Origin of the sequence: Pseudoalteromonas sp. PS1M3 (assembly GCF_016865405.1) — a bacterium.
GTDB lineage: Bacteria > Pseudomonadota > Gammaproteobacteria > Enterobacterales > Alteromonadaceae > Pseudoalteromonas > Pseudoalteromonas marina.
In genome coordinates, this window is sequence record NZ_AP022624.1 from 3,073,462 (window position 1) to 3,090,356 (window position 16,895).

Genomic DNA, 16,895 nt, shown 5'->3' on the forward strand with positions numbered 1-16,895 from the left:
CGGATGCTCCGCTTCACTGTTCACGTTTTTCAAGGCGAAAAACATGTGTAGGCGTAGGCTGTCCGCACAACCTTTCACTCATAATATCGCTAAATTTTTAAATGGCAACTTACGGATTTGTACAAAATCAGTCAGAAATTTTGGCTTTGAACTCATCAAAGCTAAGTCCGAAAAGGGATATGACTAATTCTTCATTTATATTGGAACCGGGAAATTTTTTTTCAAAATTTCCAATGATGCTATCTAGGTGGCTAGCTAATATTTTTACTAAAAATATTTCCGAGTTTGGTGAGAGAGCAGACAGTGCTATCAATGGGTTGTCAAAGGATTCAGCTTTTATTTTTACTAGTAAATCGCTGTAACTGTTACAGTCATACAGACAAATAGCTAGGGCTTCTTGGGCTTGTCCAAGGGGAATAGTTAATAATTTAGATAATCGTTTTGCCTGCCTTTTTATATTTACTAGCAGGTCTTCTTTATTAAAAGACATCAATACACCAAAAAACGGCAACGCTAGGCCACGCACCTATGTCACTCAGTTTTTGTGAATATTTAATCTTTTAGTTCAGAGTAAATCCATTTCGTCCTGTTTTCGTGGGAACGGGCTTCTCTGAAAAGCCACTGCAAAAAGCAGTGGCTATTGTCGCAATATTATAAGGAAATGTGAATTGTAGTTTGATGCCTACATGTTCTTTTCAGTGAATTCAGCCAAGCTACTACGCTCTACTTCATCAAATATCAATACTGAGCCTTTTTCATAGTTTCTATACACGTTAACAGCCGCGCTAGCACCTGAAGATGCGGGTGTGACAAACTTATCATCAATCTGGGCTAGGTTACCGAGTACAATTGTCCGACAATTTTTTCCTCCCCGACTAAGCATCCCTTTGATCTGAGCACGTGTCATGTTTTGAGCTTCATCAATGATTAAAACAGCATCGTCTATTGAACGACCTCGGAAGTAAGCCATACTAGTAAATTCTATATTGGCTTTTTCGATCACATGCTCGACTGTTGCATGAATATTACTTTCATGATTATCATCCGAGTGCATCGAGATAAGTGCGTCTGTAATACCTGCGAGCAAAGGCATTGATTTTTCAGTTAAATCCCCCGGAAGGAATCCGGGATCATCATCCATAAAATCTCTCGATCGCACCACAACAATTTTTTTGTACTTTTTCAACTCCAATACTTGATGCAGCGCCGAAGCAACTGCTAAAAAAGTTTTCCCGGAGCCAGCAGGGCCAAGGATGATATTTAAGTCATAATAAGGATCTGTTAATTGGCTTAAAGCCACCGCCTGACGCTGGTTTTTAGGCAAAATCCCCCATACTTTTTCTTGCTTACGCGGCAATAACTTTGTGTAAACTTTAGTATCAGTTACTTCTGAAATTCGCCCAATATGTCCAGCTTCATCATACCAATACATGTTTGGCTGAACTTCATCGTTAAACAAGCTTATTGGGAATGTATAAACTTCTCCTGAAACCTTGAAGTCTTTGTCTGATTCAATTCGATCAAAAAGATCCCCTTCAAAAGCTTGTACTCCTGTATATAACAAATCTATATCTGCGATTTGATTATCAACAGATACATCTTCAGCCATAACACCAACAGTTCGAGCTTTTAGTCGCATATTAATGTCGCGGCTAACGATAGTAACGTCTTTATCTAACTCTTTCTGAAGATGTAGTGCATAGTTAATAATTCTGTTGTCAGCATCGCTACCAATCGTGTGCTTTAACTCTTTTGCCATGTCCAATTGAGTATCAATACCAATGAACAACTTGCCTCTTTTAGCTGTTTCAGTAGAAGGCAGTGGAATACCTGCTTCCATTTCTTCTGCACTGTGCCCGTTTATAATGTCTTCAAGCATACGGATACATACACGAGCATCAGCACTTACCGATTTATTAGTTCTCTCTTTTAAGTTATCTAATTCTTCTAAAACTGTTAGACAGATGTATACATCTTCACTGTAAGCGAGCAATGACTTTGGATCATGAACCAAAGCTGATGTATCGAGTACTCGTGGGTTTCTGTTTTTTTTCAAATTATTCATTATGCAGCTACCCCTAACATTGAGTCATTGCTAGACTTTGTATTACTCACTTCATGAAAGTTATGAGAATTTAGTAAAGGTTTATTATTTTGATAGTGTCTAAGGTTGATAAAAATATCGAAATTTTTGGAAATTCTTTTTACTTTTGATGTAGGCCAATAAAAATAAGGTAGTAAATGTTTTAAAATATTTTCAATTCGGGGTTGTAAAATCACCACCGCATTTTGAATACTGCGCCCACGCATAAAATTAACCGACTTAAACTGTACATTGGCCTTTTCCATGATGTAATTTCGGCTCGATATTGGGTTCTCGTCACCTTTATGGAGCACTTCTAGCGTATCGGTAATAGCAGCGAGCCACGGCGCCATTTTTTCCTCTTCCGTACCGGGTAAAAAACCAATAGACTCTGCAATTTCAGGGGTATTTCGGGTCACAAGCACTTTATCGTAAATACCTTTTTCTATAACCAACTCAAGTGCACAGGCAAGCGCTAATAACGTTTTCCCACATCCAGCGGGGCCCGTTAAAATCACCAGTTCAATGCTAGTATCAAGTAATGCATCAAGCGCCATACCCTGATAAATATTTTTGGGCTTAACGCCCCATGCATGATGATGCATTAACCGCTCAACACTAATATCTTTTATAGTAATGTGCTTATCATCAAACGACTTTACCCTAGCTGCAAAGTGATTACTCTCGTCAAGTAAATACTCATTACAAAATACATCGGGTATTAAATTTTTAGGCACATGATGAAACGTATCTCGCCCGTGCTGCTCTGTATTGCATTGCCCTACATGTCCCCAGAAATCACCCTCTACTTTTTTATAACCGCTAGTGAGCAAATTAATATCATCAATAAGCTGATCTGTTCGGTAATCCTCTACATATTTAAGCCCTGCACCTTTAGCTTTTAAGCGCATGTTTATATCTTTGGTAACCAATATCACTTTTGAATCGCTATGCTGCTTTTGTAAATATACAGCACAGTTAATAATTCGATGGTCGTTTTCATTGCCTGGCAAACCCGAAATTGAGTCTGCGAATAAATGGTCGTTAACAATAATGAGCGTACCGGCAGAGCTCGACTTTGCTTTTTTATTACTGGGTAAGGCTACACCTTGTAGCATTTGTTCAGGGGTTGCGTTTTTGAGTACCTCATCTAAACCACGAATTGCAACGCGGGCATCGCGGCTTACATCGTGTTTTCTATCTTTAATATGATCAAGCTCTTCAAGTACGGTCATCGGAATAACCACGTTATGTTCTTGAAAAGACAAATAAGCGAGGGGCTCGTGGAGGAGTACGTTGGTGTCTAGCACATACATTTTACTTTCAAGGTTCGAAGCTTTTTCCATAGCACTTTCCTTACGTTTTATGATTTTTATGCTATACCAAAATAACTAAGTAAAACGGGCAAAAATCAAAACCTGCAATACTTAATTGCCAAGGCATATTGAAAGTTTAGTCTATTTGTCATAAAAGTCCGTTTTATTACAACCTGAATTTAGTTTTTATTTACCTTTTTAATAGGTTAAAAAATGGCGGTTTTATTCTTTATAATTAACACTTATAAAATTAATTAAAAGTGAGCTAAATAGCGCCTTGCAGTGGTGTTAGCTTACAGGTAACATAGCCGCCCTTTTCATCATAGACGAGACATACATGAATTTTTCCTTAGGTCAGCGTTGGATCAGTGATACAGAGTCAGATTTAGGATTAGGCACCGTTGTTGCCATTGAAGGCCGCCAGGTCAGCATATTATTTCCAGCCAGTGGTGAAAACCGTGTTTACTCTACAGCAGAAGCACCCGTTACCCGTGTGGCATTTAATCCAGGCGATGTGATCAAAAGCGTTGAAGAATGGGAATTAGAAGTCGAATCTATTGAAGTACAAGGTGAGTTACTTTGCTATGTGGGCACCCGTGTTGATAACGGCGAAGAAGCAAAGTTAAAAGAAACCTTTTTAGATCATTTTATAAAATTTAATAAGCCACAAGACCGTTTATTTGCCGGCCAAGTAGATCGTTTTGATCGTTACACGCTTCGTTACCAAACATGGCAACATAAATTTGAACGCGAACAATCACCTATAAAAGGATTGATTGGTCAACGCGCTAACCTTATTCCGCATCAGCTTTACATTGCCCAAGAAGTGGGTAAACGTTTTGCACCACGCGTATTATTATCTGACGAAGTAGGCTTAGGTAAAACCATTGAAGCAGGCATGATACTGCATCAGCAAATTATTAGTGGTCGCGCCAGCCGTGTACTTATTGTTGTACCTGAAAACCTTCAGCACCAGTGGTTAGTCGAAATGCTACGCCGCTTTAACTTACGTTTTTCTATTTTTGATGAAGAGCGTTGCGACGAAGCCTTTGCCGACTCGCCAAATGTATTTGATACAGAGCAGTTAGTCCTTACTAGCCTTGAGTTTTTAACCAAGAAAAAGCGCTGGTTTGAACAAGCCACATTAGCTGATTGGGATCTATTAGTTGTTGATGAAGCGCACCACTTAAGCATTAATAACGGTAAACCAAGTACTGAATATCAACGCATGGCTGAGCTAAGCCAAGATATTCCGGGCCTTATTTTACTTACAGCAACGCCTGATCAACTAGGCCATAGCAGTCACTTTGCTCGCTTACAATTGCTCGACCCAGACCGTTTTTACGACTACGACGTATTCAAAGAAGAAGAAGCCAATTACAAAGATGTAGCGCAAGCTGCAAACCAGTTATTGCAAGAGCAAGCTCTTGACGACAACGCAAAAGCAACGCTTATCGAGCTATTAAAAGAAACCGACATTACCGTCATTCTTGAAAAAGCACAGCAAGGTGATTTACCAGCGCGTAAAGAAATACTTAACATGCTACTCGACAGACACGGTACAGGGCGTATATTGTTCAGAAATAGCCGCAGTGGCATTGATGGCTACCCAAGTCGTAAATTGCATGCCTATCCAATGGCATTACCAAAGCAATACAAAACGGCCATGTCGGTATTAGGTAACATGAGTGGTATTCAAAACGCAGAGCTGAGCGCGCATCGTGCTCTTTTTCCTGAAAAAATATTCCAAGAGTTTGAAGGTGAAAGCGCAAGCTGGGGCGCCTTTGATCCTCGCGTAGATTGGTTAATTGAAACACTTAAAACGCTTAAACACGAAAAAGTACTCCTTATTTGTGCCAAGGCCGAAACGGCTATTAGCCTTGAACAAATACTGCGTGAACGTGAAGCGATTAAAGCCTCGGTATTCCACGAAGGTATGTCGATTATAGAGCGTGACCGCGCGGCCGCCTTTTTTGCAGACGAATACGATAACGCACAAATATTATTGTGTTCAGAAATTGGCTCAGAAGGTCGTAACTTTCAGTTCTCACATCACTTAGTGTTATTTGATTTACCATTAAACCCCGATTTACTAGAACAACGAATTGGTCGATTAGACCGTATAGGGCAAACACAAGATGTAAACATTCACGTGCCATACTTTGAAAACACGGCGCAAGAAGTGTTACTGCGTTGGTACAATGAAGGCCTTGATGCGTTTGAAACCACATCAACGACTGGCCAGCTATTGTATAAAGAATTTCGTGATGACTTACTCGAGTTTATTTCAGCCCATAACTGTGATGAAGACGAACTTGACCCACTCCTTGAGCAAGTCGCTCAGCAAAATACTGTGCTACGTAAAAAAATGGAAAGTGGACGAGATCGTTTATTAGAACTGCACTCATCGGGGCAAGGCGCCGCCGACTCATTAGTTGCTGATATTGAAAAGCTCGACAACCAGTTTGAGCTGCCCAGCTACATGATTAACGTGTTCGACACCTTTGGTGTAAGCCAAGAAGACAAAGGCGAAAATACAATTATATTAAAGCCTACAGAGCATATGTTAAGCGCGTCATTTCCATCGCTTAAAGATGACGGCATGACAGTGACCTTTGACCGTGATACTGCACTTTCGCAAGAAGATGTACATTTTATCAGTTGGGATCATCCAATGGTGCAAGGCACGATGGATATGATTTGTGATGATGACTTTGGTAGCGCATCGGTTGCTTTACTCAAAAACAAAAAACTCCCTGCGGGCACCTTTTTTGTTGAGCTAATTTTTGTAGCCGAAGCAATGGCGCCTAAAGCATTACAAGTGGGTCGCTTTTTACCGCCAACGCCTATTCGTATATTGCTTGATAAAGCCAGTAATAACTTAGGCGAAAACGTCGCATTTGACGGGTTTAACCAACAGCTTTCAGCCGTTGGTCGTCAAACAGCAAGTAAACTCGCGGGTGCGCTACAAAGCGCAATTCACCCTATGATCACAACTGCAAAAGACATGGCACAAGAAAAACTCGAGGTTATTCGTTCACAGTCGCTAGCTAAAATGCAAACGTCTCTTAGCGAAGAGCAAGAGCGATTAAGCGCGCTTAAGCAAATTAACCCTAATATTCGCCAAGAAGAAATTACCTTTTACGATAAGCAACGCACCGAGCTAACTGCACACATTGAAAAGGCGCAGTTACAACTAGATGCAATTCGCTTAATCGTGGTTTCTCACTAAGGTTTTGAGCTTTTAGTTGTTAGTAAAAATTGCAAACAACAGCAGCTAAGTAAAGCGTGGTATTTATACCGCGCTTTTTTATATTCAAAAAAGTATATAAATTAGAAGCCTTCGTACAGGCTATCAATGTTTTCCTTGAGCCTTTGCCCTTGCTACCCTAAAATAGCGTCCTTCAAAATCATTAAGGTCGGCCGTGTTAGTTAATTACAATCCCCCAATGAACCCGTATTTAACCATACTTTTTCAAGACGACGACTTGCTCATTGTTAATAAACCCAGCGAATTATTGACCGTACCGGGTAAAGATCCTAAGCATGCCGACAGCTTAATTAACCGCGTTAATCGCGTGTTTCCAACCGCACGAATTGTTCATCGTCTTGATATGGCAACGTCTGGCATACTCTGCCTTGCTATGAATAAAGCTGCACACCGACATTTAAGCATGCAATTTCAAGATCGCGAAACCGCTAAGCGTTATATAGCTCGCGTTTTTGGTAAGCTTGAACAAGACAATGGCTCGGTTGATTTACCCCTTATTTGCGACTGGCCTAATCGCCCAAAGCAAATGGTAGATCATGAAAATGGCAAGCCATCACTCACTCATTTCAAAGTACTTGAACGAGAAGAAAACGCCACACGCGTAGAGCTCACTCCAATTACGGGGCGTTCACATCAATTGCGCGTACACATGCTAAGCCTTGGCCACCCTATTTTAGGTGACCGACTCTATGCTCATAAAGAGGCGCTTGCAGCCGCACCGCGTTTACAACTTCACGCACAAATGTTGCAACTAAAACACCCTGTCACCGAACAAGTAATGACCTTTGAAGCAGAACCCGAGTTTTAATGGGCTCGATTACTTAGGAAAAATTAAACTTTTAAACAAGCATGCCGATACCTAACTAATGACGACTGATTGAGCGTGTTATGGTGTTTTTGCGATTATTTAAAAAGGTTCTGTGTTACATGGCGTTTAGCTGTGTAGCCCTTTTAGCACTCTGTACAACGGCTGCAGAACATATTGCCCCACCTTCTTTATCAAGTATTGAAAATAGCGATATTAAACGCCTTTTACCTACCGACGAAGTAAAAACAATGCTAGCAGGTGAAACTGAATTTTTAAGTTTACGTAGTGAATACATGAGCGCTGATTTTAGAGGGATTGTATTACTTATTCCCGATTGGCAATCAACCCCTACCAACAATGCTGGAATGAGTTACTTACGCAAAGAGCTTAACAATTTAGGCTACACCACCTATGCGATGACTACCCCTGATATTGATTGGCAAGCGAGTAAAATAGCTGAGCCTGCTGCAGAAACAGCACCAAGTGCCGCCACTGAAACAGAGAGTCAAGCCAACACTGAGTCAGAGCAGCCTAATGCTTCAAGTAAAAATGAAGCGCCTCACCATGTAGATGCCATTGAAGCCATCAGCGACGAAATACTCGATAACTACAAACTAAATTTACTTGCTCGCTACAAAGCGCTTTACCAAACAGCGATGCAAGAACCCACTAATATCGTTGTGATTGCGCAAGGCACCAGCGCAGGGGTGTTAACTGAGTACTATGCAGACTTTCCACAAGAGCGTATTGATGCGTTTATTAGTGTAAGTAGCTATCTGCCCAATGCAAAACGCAATAAAAGCTTAAGCCAGACAACGTCTCTTGTTACGCCTGCACTTTTAGATATTTATTACGCCAGCGACAACCGTGATATTTTAATTAACTTAAAAAATCGCCAGCGCTGGGTTAACCGAAACGCTAAGTTTGACTACCGCCAGCGCCAGTTATTTGGGCTTCGTGATCAACCTCAACAACATGCTCGGCTAACAAAAGAAATAGACGGCTTTTTACGCCGCCTTTTTTAAATACTCATAGGCTGCTTGAATGTCTTGGCTTTTTTTAACCGCCAATTCCATCATATGTTTTGGTAAACCTTGCGATACTAATTTATCAGGATGATGTTGCGCCATTAACTTTCGGTACGCTACTTTTACTTCCCGCTCGGTTGCCCCATCGTTAAGTCCTAAAAGCCCAAGCGCTTGCGCACGATTCATATTATTGTTGGGGGGTACATGGTGCCCTGAGCCTTCTTTATAACTGCTACTTTGCCCTTGCTGCTGTTGGTAACGCTGTTGCTGTTTTCTAAAGTTAAATTCAGCTTGATAGCGTTTAAGTACAAACGCAAAATGAGTTTTAGAAATACCTAACTGCTTGCTTACTTCACTTAATAACTGCTTTTCTTGCTCAGCTAAAACGCCATCAGAAAACGCCATTTGAATTTGTATTTCTAAAAATAATTGCAGTAAGTCATGACGCTTAGCAAAGCGTTCTTTAAAATCATAGACGGTTTCTTTTAATGAAAAGTCGCTTTGTTTACCCGCTTGAAATGCATGCTGTGCTTCACGGCGTTCTTCGCCTTTCAAACCCATTTCGTCCATAAATAAGCTAGCGGCTTTAATGTGTACCTCGCTTACTCGGCCATTAGACTTTGCAATATGCCCCATCACTGCAAAGCAGCTTGAAAAGAATAGCGCTTGGCGCTCGTGAACGTCATCACCATTAAATAAACTTGAAAAACCACCCGCCTTATCAAAATTATTTTTTAAGCTTTTATCAAATAAATGACCAAGGTATAACCCTAAAATAGCACCAAAAATTTTGCCAAACATAAAACCAAAACAAAATCCGAGTATTTTTCCCCACATGTAAACGACTACTCCTATTAATTATGTGTCGGCTTAAGCCAAGCGCTCATTTAATGCCGTTAAACGCGCTGGTGTGCCTATGTCATCCCAATTACCAATATAAAGCTCGGTAGACACTAAATGCTTACTTAGTTTTTCTCGCAATAACGGCCCAAGCGGACGAATGCCCGGCTCTAAACCATTAAAAAAGTCAGCCTGATAACGACTAATACCCGAAAACGTATATTTTTGACTATCTGGGGATAAATGGCTCAATGTAAAATCCCCATCAAGATTATGTGGGGGATTTTCAATAAGCACCAAATGTGCCTCACCTGGTTGCAAATGTAATTGCATAAGCGAGCTTACATCGTAATCGGTAAATACGTCGCCATTTATCACAATAAACGACTCTCCCAATAAAGGAAGTGCCTGAATAATACCACCCGCGGTTTCAAGGCCGCCTTCAACTTCTTGGCTATAAACAATATTTACACCAAATTGACTGCCATCTTTAAAGTACGCTTTAATTTTATCACCCTGCCATGCAAGGTTTATCACTATGTCGGTAATGCCAGCGGCCTTTAAGTTATTAACATGATGCTCTATTAGTGGTTTATTTTGCACTTTAAGCATAGGTTTAGGCATAGCTTGAGTGAGCGGCATCATGCGCTGCCCACGCCCTGCGGCTAAAATCATGGCTTTCATAAATTTACCTGCTCTAATCTTTTAGTCACTTTTGGCACTATCGTATTTTTAACCCAGTCACTGAGTGCATTGAGTTCAGGATAGCGTTCAGCAACATCTACAATATATTCAAGGGTAGGCAAAATATTAGTTAAATAACCTGTCTTACCGTCACGCAAATACAGGCGACAAAATATACCGGCGGCTTTTAAATGACGCTGTAAACCCGTTAAGTCAAACCAAACTTTAAATTCTTCAAACGACGTGTTAGTGACTAAGCCTTCGCGTTTAAACTCTTTATATCCAAATGCTAATAGCTGAGCGAGTTCATTGTTAGGGAGCTTAAAATAGCAATCGCGTAACAACGAAACTAAATCGTAACAAAGTGGCCCTCGTACGGTGTCTTGGTAATCAATTATTGCCCACTGAGAGTCGCTGTGCATAATATTACGGCTGTGGTAGTCGCGATGAACTGTTACCGTGGGTTGTTCAAGCATGGTTTGAGTGAGTAGATCGCAGCTCGACTCCCACATTTTAAGTTGGTTTGTATCAACGCGTTCAGCAATAAACTCTTTTACTAACCATTGGCTGAATATCGACAATTCAAGCGCTATAAAGTCTTTACCATAGGCCTGCATATCTGAAGCCTCAGGCGTTTTTGCCCACTTGGCTGATAAACTTATTAACTGTGTGTAGTAGTCGGTTCTACTTGCATCATTAAGCATGTCGGCTAAGTGTGTGCTGCCTAAATCAGTTAAAATAAAAAAGCCTTGTTGTTCATCACTTTTAATAATATGCGGTAACAAAAAACCCTGGTCAGTAAAAACTTGATTCAAAGATAAGTAAGGTGCGTTATTGACCTTTTGTGGATCGGAGTCCATTACAATAAAGTGCTGATTATTAATTGTTAAGCGAAAATACCGCCTAAAACTCGCATCTCCGGTTATCGCCTCAAGGGTATCTGGCTGTTTGCCAAAGTGGGTCGTTATGAAGTGTTGTAAATTATCAAAGCGTGTCATTTTATAAGATATCTATTTTTAACTAAGTTAATTAGGTCAATTACTGTATTTGCCATTATTTTCCTTTATTATGTGTAAATTATATTTATACACACAGTATTAGGGTCAATAAATGAGCAAAACCTGGGGCATTTTGATGCTAAGCGTAGTTAGCGCACCATCGCTTGCCGAAACTGAACTGACACACAAACTTTGTGGCACTTCAATGCAAACCAGAGCTTGGCAACCGCTACCTGGCGTAAAACTCGGTAATGTTGACATTAAAGCTGATGATGTAGAACTCCTTGGTACTCAAAGCGCCGAATTTACCGGCAATGTTGATATTAACACCGTTAATATGAGTTTGTCCGCACAAACTGCATTGATAGACAAGCAACGTGGTTTACTTAATGCCACAGGTCCTATTGTATATCGCGATGCTGTTAGTAACGTAAATAGCTCAGGGTTAAATGCCGATTTAAATAATTCAGAAATTAGCCTGTTAGGTGCTGATTACAAGCTAACAGAACAACAAGGTAAAGGCGGTGCTGAAAAGCTCACTATAAATGATTCTGGCTTAGTACTGATGAATGCAAGCTTTACTGCTTGTCCGGGCGAAACCCCAGCTTGGGAAATTGAAGCCGACGAGATTAATTTATCTCGCGAAGAAGGTTGGGGCGAAACTCACAATGCCATACTTCGAATTTTAAATACCCCTGTTTTGTATTTACCTTATTTTACTTTCCCATTAGACGAGCGCCGTAAATCGGGATTACTCACGCCTAGTATCTCAAGCTCAGACAAGTATGGCTTAGAAACCATTACTCCTTATTATTGGAATATTGCGCCTAACTTAGATGCCACCATCACGCCGCGTTATATGGCTAACAAGGGTTTGCAATTAAAAACAGAGCTTAGATATTTAACCAAGCAACATGAAGGCCTAGTGGGTATAGAATACCTAAACAAAGACGACTCAGAGCCAGCGCTTGGTGAGCGCTACATGTTTCATTGGCAGCAAAAAAGTTACTTAAACGAAAATTGGCGAGCAAGTGTTGACGTTACCAATGTAAGCGACGATAACTATATTACTGATTTAGAATCAAGTTATGCGAATAAAACCGACACCCAACTTTATCGTACCGGCGTACTGACTCATTTAGGAGACACATGGCGGACCGATATAAAAGTTCAAAACTTTGAGGTACTGGGTGATCACTTAGAGTCGTACACTGCTATACCACAAATTAATTTCACACAAACAGCACCATGGAAATTTGATCATTTTGATTTTAGCGTGTCTGGTGAGTTGAGCCATTTTACCAACAGCTCTGCAATTATAGATCAAGCAACTCGAGTTCATATTGAGCCAAAAGCACGGTTTGATTACGACCAATACGCATGGTCATTTTTATCTGAAGTAAGCTTATTACAAACAAATTACGATCAACAAGGTGACCTATCCGGGACACAGTTTAAGCAAAGCGTATCGCGTACTTTGCCAAAAGTACGTTTATATTCACAGCTTAATTTTGAGCGCGATACTTCCTACCTTGTCCAAGACGGTATTCAAACACTAGAGCCGCAAATACAGTATTTATATACGCCTAATAAGGATCAATCTGATATTGGTTTATACGATACAACCAAATTACAAGACGATTATTACGGCTTATTTAGAGACACACGCTTTTCTGGTGTTGATAGAATAGCCGCTGCAAACCAGTTTACGCTCGGTGCAACAACGCGCTTATTTGATAAAAAACAAGAAGAGATTTTTAACTTTAGTGCCGGACAAATATTTTATTTATCTGATGATGCCAAGCCAACCGAGCAAAGCTTAAACTCAGATAGCAATTACAATGCATTATTTGCAGCGCAAACCATGGTACATTGGCATCGTCGTTGGTATTTTTCTGCGGGTATACAGTACAACACTGATAGCAAACAAATGATTCAATCAAATGCCACTTTAGATTACAAAGGTGATAATAATCAGCTAGTGCAATTGAACCATCGCTATGCAAATGATGTCTCAGGAAATACAATCGAGCAAACAGGTGTGTTTACAAGTATTCCAATAAGTGACGAATGGCAGTTTATTGCAAGCTATCATCGCGACCTTGAAAACAACCGAAGTGTCGAAATATTAAGTGGGTTGCAGTATGAATCGTGCTGTTGGGCGTTTCAAATTACTGGTCACCGCCAAATCGAAACTGATTTAAATCAGTCAATAGGTACAGAGCAAGCCACCTTTGATTCAGGTATTAGTTTTAATTTTGTACTAAAAGGACTGGGAAGTAAAAGCCGCTATGATGCACAAAAACTATTACAACAAGGTATTTTTGGCTATCGTAGACCGTATTTTCTTAATAACTAGTATCACAAACGTACTATTAGCAAGAGTAGTAAATAGAACATGACTTTAAAAAAATTATTAGTATCAACCGTTTTAAGTATCAGCCTGTGCCAAAATGCATTTGCTGAACCAGTAGAAATTGACAAAGTTGTTGGCATTGTAAACCAAGGTGTTATTTTACAAAGCGAAGTAAACTCCATTGTTGATCGCGTAAAAAAGCAAGCCCAAGAACAAGGTCAACAATTACCTAAAGACGAAACTTTACGTGTGCAAGCCATGGAACGTTTAGTTAGCCAAGCACTGATGATGCAAATGGCTGAGCGCATGGGTTTACAAATTTCTGACAGCCAGTTAGATCAAACGCTTGCTAACATTGCAAAAGAGCAAGGCGGTACAATTAGCGATTTACGACGTACGGTTGAAGCATCTGGCGATAGCTTTCAAGCATACCGTGAAGAAATACGTAAAGAGATCACAACACAACAAGTTACCCGCGCAAACGTTGACCGCCGTATTTATATTAGTGAGCAAGAAGTCGATAATTTATTAAAAATAATGGCTAGCCAAGGTCAAAGTGCAGAAGAGTATGATATTGGCCACATCCTGATCGATATTCCTAACGAAGCAACAGCAGATGAAATCTCAGCGGCTAAAACACGTGCTGATAAAGTTATTGAATTACTTAACGACGGCCAAGAATTTAAACGCATTGCAATTTCATCATCAAGCGGCTCAAAAGCACTTGAAGGCGGTCAATTAGGTTGGATGGGTATAAATGAGATGCCTTCTCTTTTCGCTGAAGCTGTAAAGAGTAAAAAGAAAGATGCTATCGTAGGGCCACTTCGCTCAGGTGCTGGCTTTCATATTATTAAAGTTCAAGATGTGCGTGGCCTACAAGTAGTTGAAACAACAGAAGTGCGCTCACGCCACATACTTATTGAACCTTCAATTATTCTAAGCGAAGAAAAAGCACGTAATATGCTTGCTGGTTTTGCTAAAGACCTACGTGCTGGCAACGCTGATTTTGGCGAGCTCGCTAAAGAATACTCTGAAGATCCAGGCTCTGCACTCAAAGGCGGTGAATACGATTGGACTGATCCAACTACCTATGTTCCTGCGTTTAGAGATACATTACTATCGCTCAAACAAAACGAGATTAGCGAGCCTTTTAGAACCCAGTTTGGTTGGCATATAGTACAGCTACTCGACAAACGTGTTGCTGATAAAACTGAGTTAGCAAAACGTAACCGCGCACATGGCATGCTATTTAACCGTAAATTTAAAGAAGAAAGCTTCAACTGGCAGCAAGAAATGCGCGAACAAGCCCATGTTGAAATTTTCCCTACAGACGAATAAATATGACCTTAAGAATAGCAATTACACCAGGTGAACCTGCCGGTATTGGTCCAGATTTGCTCATTACGCTTGCTCAGCAAGCGTGGGACGCACAACTTGTTGTGCTTGCTGATGCCAAACTATTAAAAGAACGTGCAAAACTTTTAGGTTTACCTATAAACCTCATTGAGTTTGATGAAAACGCCCCCGCAAAAACAACACCCGCAGGCAGCGTGTATATTTATCAAGTCAATTTAGGTGATGATGTAGAGTTAGGCGTACTTAACGATGCTAATGGCCAATACGTGTTAGACACCTTGCGCATCGCAAGCGAAAAAAACATGGATGGGACGTTTGACGCTGTCGTTACAGGCCCTGTTCACAAAGGGATTATAAATAAAGCCGGCATTTCGTTCAGTGGCCACACAGAATATTTTGCACAACAATCAAACACCGCAGATGTTGTCATGTTATTAGCCACAGAAGGGCTCCGTGTTGCACTTGTGACAACACACATCCCACTGGCTTATGTATCACGTGCAATCACCGAAGATCGCCTGACTAAAGTTGCCACTATTTTAGATCACGACTTACGGACTAAGTTTGGTATTGAAAGGCCACGTATATTAGTTTGTGGGTTAAATCCGCACGCTGGTGAAGATGGTCACTTGGGCCGTGAAGAAATAGACACAATTACCCCTACCCTTGATATTTTAAGAAACCAAGGGATGAATTTAATTGGTCCACTACCTGCCGATACATTATTTCAGGATAAATACCTTTCTGAGGCCGATGCCGTACTTGCTATGTATCACGATCAGGGTTTACCTGTGCTAAAATACAAAGGATTTGGTAAATCGGTGAATATCACACTGGGTTTACCTTTTATTCGCACTTCAGTTGACCACGGTACAGCGCTAGATTTAGCTGGTACAGGTACCGCCGATGTTGGAAGTTTTGAATTAGCGATCCGCGAAGCAATTAAGCTCGCCCATGAAAAAGCACAAAATCAATGACCGATAAAGTACACTTAGGACACCGCGCCCGAAAACGTTTTGGACAAAACTTTCTATTTGATGAAATGATCATCGATAAAATAGTTTCAGCAATCGATCCTAAACCAGAAGATAATTTAGTAGAAATAGGCCCAGGCTTAGGTGCGATCACCGAACCTGTGGCTGAACTTAGCGGACACCTAACAGTTGTAGAGCTAGATAAAGACCTTGCAAAACGCTTAATTGAACACCCATTTTTAGGGCCAAAATTAACGGTAAACCAAGGCGATGCAATGAAGTACGACTTTGCAAGCTTAGTTAAAGACGACAAAAGGTTAAAAGTGTTTGGTAATTTACCTTACAACATCTCCACGCCATTGTTATTTCATCTTTTTGAGTTTGCCGATAACATTGAGCACATGCACTTTATGCTTCAAAAAGAAGTTGTAAAGCGCATGGTTGCAGGTCCTGGCAGTAAAACATTTGGTCGTTTAAGCGTGATGACGCAGTACTACTGTAATGCAATGCCTGTAATTGAAGTGCCGCCAGAATGTTTTAAGCCCGCTCCTAAAGTTGACTCTGCAGTTATTCGCTTAATTCCTAAAAAGCCTGAACAACGAACAGCTAAAAGCGTAAAAATACTTAACACGGTATGTTTAGAAGCGTTTAATCAACGCCGTAAAACATTACGAAACAGCCTTGGCAACTTACTTACAGCCGAAGAAATGGCAAGCATAGGTGTTGACGCTACATTACGTGCTGAAAGTTTATCTTTACAACAATTTATTGATATAGCTAACTGGATTTATGACAAAGAGCAGTAATATTGGATCACCTGTAAAGGTGTCTGTAGAGACATTTTATGTTGAAGGTCAATCACAGCCGGAAATAGAAAAATACGTATTTGCCTACTCTGTAACAATAAAAAATCATAGTTTATGTAGTGCTAAGTTATTGCATCGTTATTGGTTAATTACAGACGCAAACGGCAAAGAAGTTGAAGTTGAAGGCGAAGGCGTTGTTGGCGAAACCCCCACAATTGGCCCAGGTGAGAGTTACAAATACACCAGTGGTGCTATCCTAGATACGCCTGTTGGTACAATGCAAGGCCACTACACGCTACGCAACGAGTTTGGTGCAGAGTTTGAAGCACCTATTAATGTATTTCGTTTAGCTTGCCCTAATATTTTGCATTAGTA

General features: G+C 40.5%; 14 protein-coding genes. 8 read left to right on the plus strand and 6 right to left on the minus strand.

Annotated features, from left to right (window positions below; genetic code table 11):
• Window positions 1-127: 127 nt before the first annotated feature.
• The 3 genes from PS1M3_RS14370 to PS1M3_RS14380 all read right to left on the minus strand — a co-directional run bounded on the left by PS1M3_RS14370 (window position 128) and on the right by PS1M3_RS14380 (window position 3,429).
• Window positions 128-490, minus strand: coding sequence for a hypothetical protein (locus PS1M3_RS14370; protein WP_024595179.1), 363 nt, complete (start codon window positions 488-490; stop codon window positions 128-130).
• Window positions 491-682: 192 nt separating this feature from the next.
• Window positions 683-2,065, minus strand: a complete 1,383-nt coding sequence (locus PS1M3_RS14375) for a PhoH family protein (RefSeq protein WP_203985098.1) — start codon at window positions 2,063-2,065, stop codon at window positions 683-685.
• Entirely contained in the window at window positions 2,065-3,429 is a 1,365-nt protein-coding gene (locus PS1M3_RS14380) for a PhoH family protein (protein ID WP_239104464.1), read from the minus strand. Before PS1M3_RS14380 ends, PS1M3_RS14375 begins: the two co-directional genes overlap by 1 nt.
• A gap of 307 nt (window positions 3,430-3,736) precedes the next feature.
• Here PS1M3_RS14380 and rapA point away from each other — a divergent pair, with 307 nt between their 5' ends.
• The 3 genes from rapA (at window position 3,737) to PS1M3_RS14395 (ending at window position 8,503) form a co-directional block, all read left to right on the plus strand.
• Complete coding sequence (gene rapA / locus PS1M3_RS14385; protein WP_203985101.1) at window positions 3,737-6,631, plus strand: RNA polymerase-associated protein RapA; 2,895 nt, start codon at window positions 3,737-3,739, stop codon at window positions 6,629-6,631.
• Window positions 6,632-6,824: 193 nt separating this feature from the next.
• A complete protein-coding gene (gene rluA / locus PS1M3_RS14390) occupies window positions 6,825-7,478 on the plus strand; it encodes a bifunctional tRNA pseudouridine(32) synthase/23S rRNA pseudouridine(746) synthase RluA (RefSeq protein WP_138739840.1) in 654 nt (217 codons plus the stop codon).
• Window positions 7,479-7,597: 119 nt separating this feature from the next.
• On the plus strand, window positions 7,598-8,503 hold the full coding sequence (locus PS1M3_RS14395; RefSeq protein WP_239104465.1) for a DUF3530 family protein: 906 nt from the start codon (window positions 7,598-7,600) through the stop codon (window positions 8,501-8,503).
• Here PS1M3_RS14395 and djlA read toward each other — a convergent pair.
• The 3 genes from djlA to PS1M3_RS14410 are packed head-to-tail and all read right to left on the minus strand — an operon-like array spanning window position 8,486 to window position 11,028.
• Window positions 8,486-9,343: a co-chaperone DjlA gene (djlA, locus tag PS1M3_RS14400; protein WP_008131833.1), complete on the minus strand. Its 858-nt coding sequence runs from the start codon at window positions 9,341-9,343 to the stop codon at window positions 8,486-8,488. The two genes, PS1M3_RS14395 and djlA, sit on opposite strands and share 18 nt — an antisense overlap.
• Before the next feature lie 33 nt (window positions 9,344-9,376).
• A complete protein-coding gene (gene murU / locus PS1M3_RS14405; RefSeq protein ID WP_008131831.1) occupies window positions 9,377-10,030 on the minus strand; it encodes an N-acetylmuramate alpha-1-phosphate uridylyltransferase MurU in 654 nt (217 codons plus the stop codon).
• Window positions 10,027-11,028: an aminoglycoside phosphotransferase family protein gene (locus tag PS1M3_RS14410; protein ID WP_203985109.1), complete on the minus strand. Its 1,002-nt coding sequence runs from the start codon at window positions 11,026-11,028 to the stop codon at window positions 10,027-10,029. Before PS1M3_RS14410 ends, murU begins: the two co-directional genes overlap by 4 nt.
• A 112-nt stretch (window positions 11,029-11,140) precedes the next feature.
• On the opposite strand from PS1M3_RS14410, the gene lptD reads away from it, so the two are divergent.
• Genes lptD through apaG form a run of 5 tightly spaced genes read left to right on the plus strand, consistent with a single transcriptional unit; the run spans window position 11,141 to window position 16,893 of the window.
• On the plus strand, window positions 11,141-13,387 hold the full coding sequence (gene lptD / locus PS1M3_RS14415) for an LPS assembly protein LptD (RefSeq protein ID WP_203985117.1): 2,247 nt from the start codon (window positions 11,141-11,143) through the stop codon (window positions 13,385-13,387).
• 39 nt (window positions 13,388-13,426) lie between these two features.
• Complete coding sequence (gene surA, locus PS1M3_RS14420) at window positions 13,427-14,722, plus strand: peptidylprolyl isomerase SurA (RefSeq protein WP_008131826.1); 1,296 nt, start codon at window positions 13,427-13,429, stop codon at window positions 14,720-14,722.
• 2 nt (window positions 14,723-14,724) lie between these two features.
• Window positions 14,725-15,717 (plus strand): 4-hydroxythreonine-4-phosphate dehydrogenase PdxA, encoded by a 993-nt coding sequence (gene pdxA, locus PS1M3_RS14425; RefSeq protein ID WP_203985125.1) that lies wholly within the window; start codon window positions 14,725-14,727, stop codon window positions 15,715-15,717.
• Entirely contained in the window at window positions 15,714-16,520 is an 807-nt protein-coding gene (gene rsmA / locus PS1M3_RS14430) for a 16S rRNA (adenine(1518)-N(6)/adenine(1519)-N(6))-dimethyltransferase RsmA (protein ID WP_203985127.1), read from the plus strand. Before pdxA ends, rsmA begins: the two co-directional genes overlap by 4 nt.
• Window positions 16,504-16,893 (plus strand): Co2+/Mg2+ efflux protein ApaG, encoded by a 390-nt coding sequence (apaG, locus tag PS1M3_RS14435; RefSeq protein WP_006793227.1) that lies wholly within the window; start codon window positions 16,504-16,506, stop codon window positions 16,891-16,893. The genes rsmA and apaG overlap by 17 nt, the downstream gene beginning before the upstream one ends.
• The last annotated feature ends 2 nt before the right edge of the window (window positions 16,894-16,895 follow it).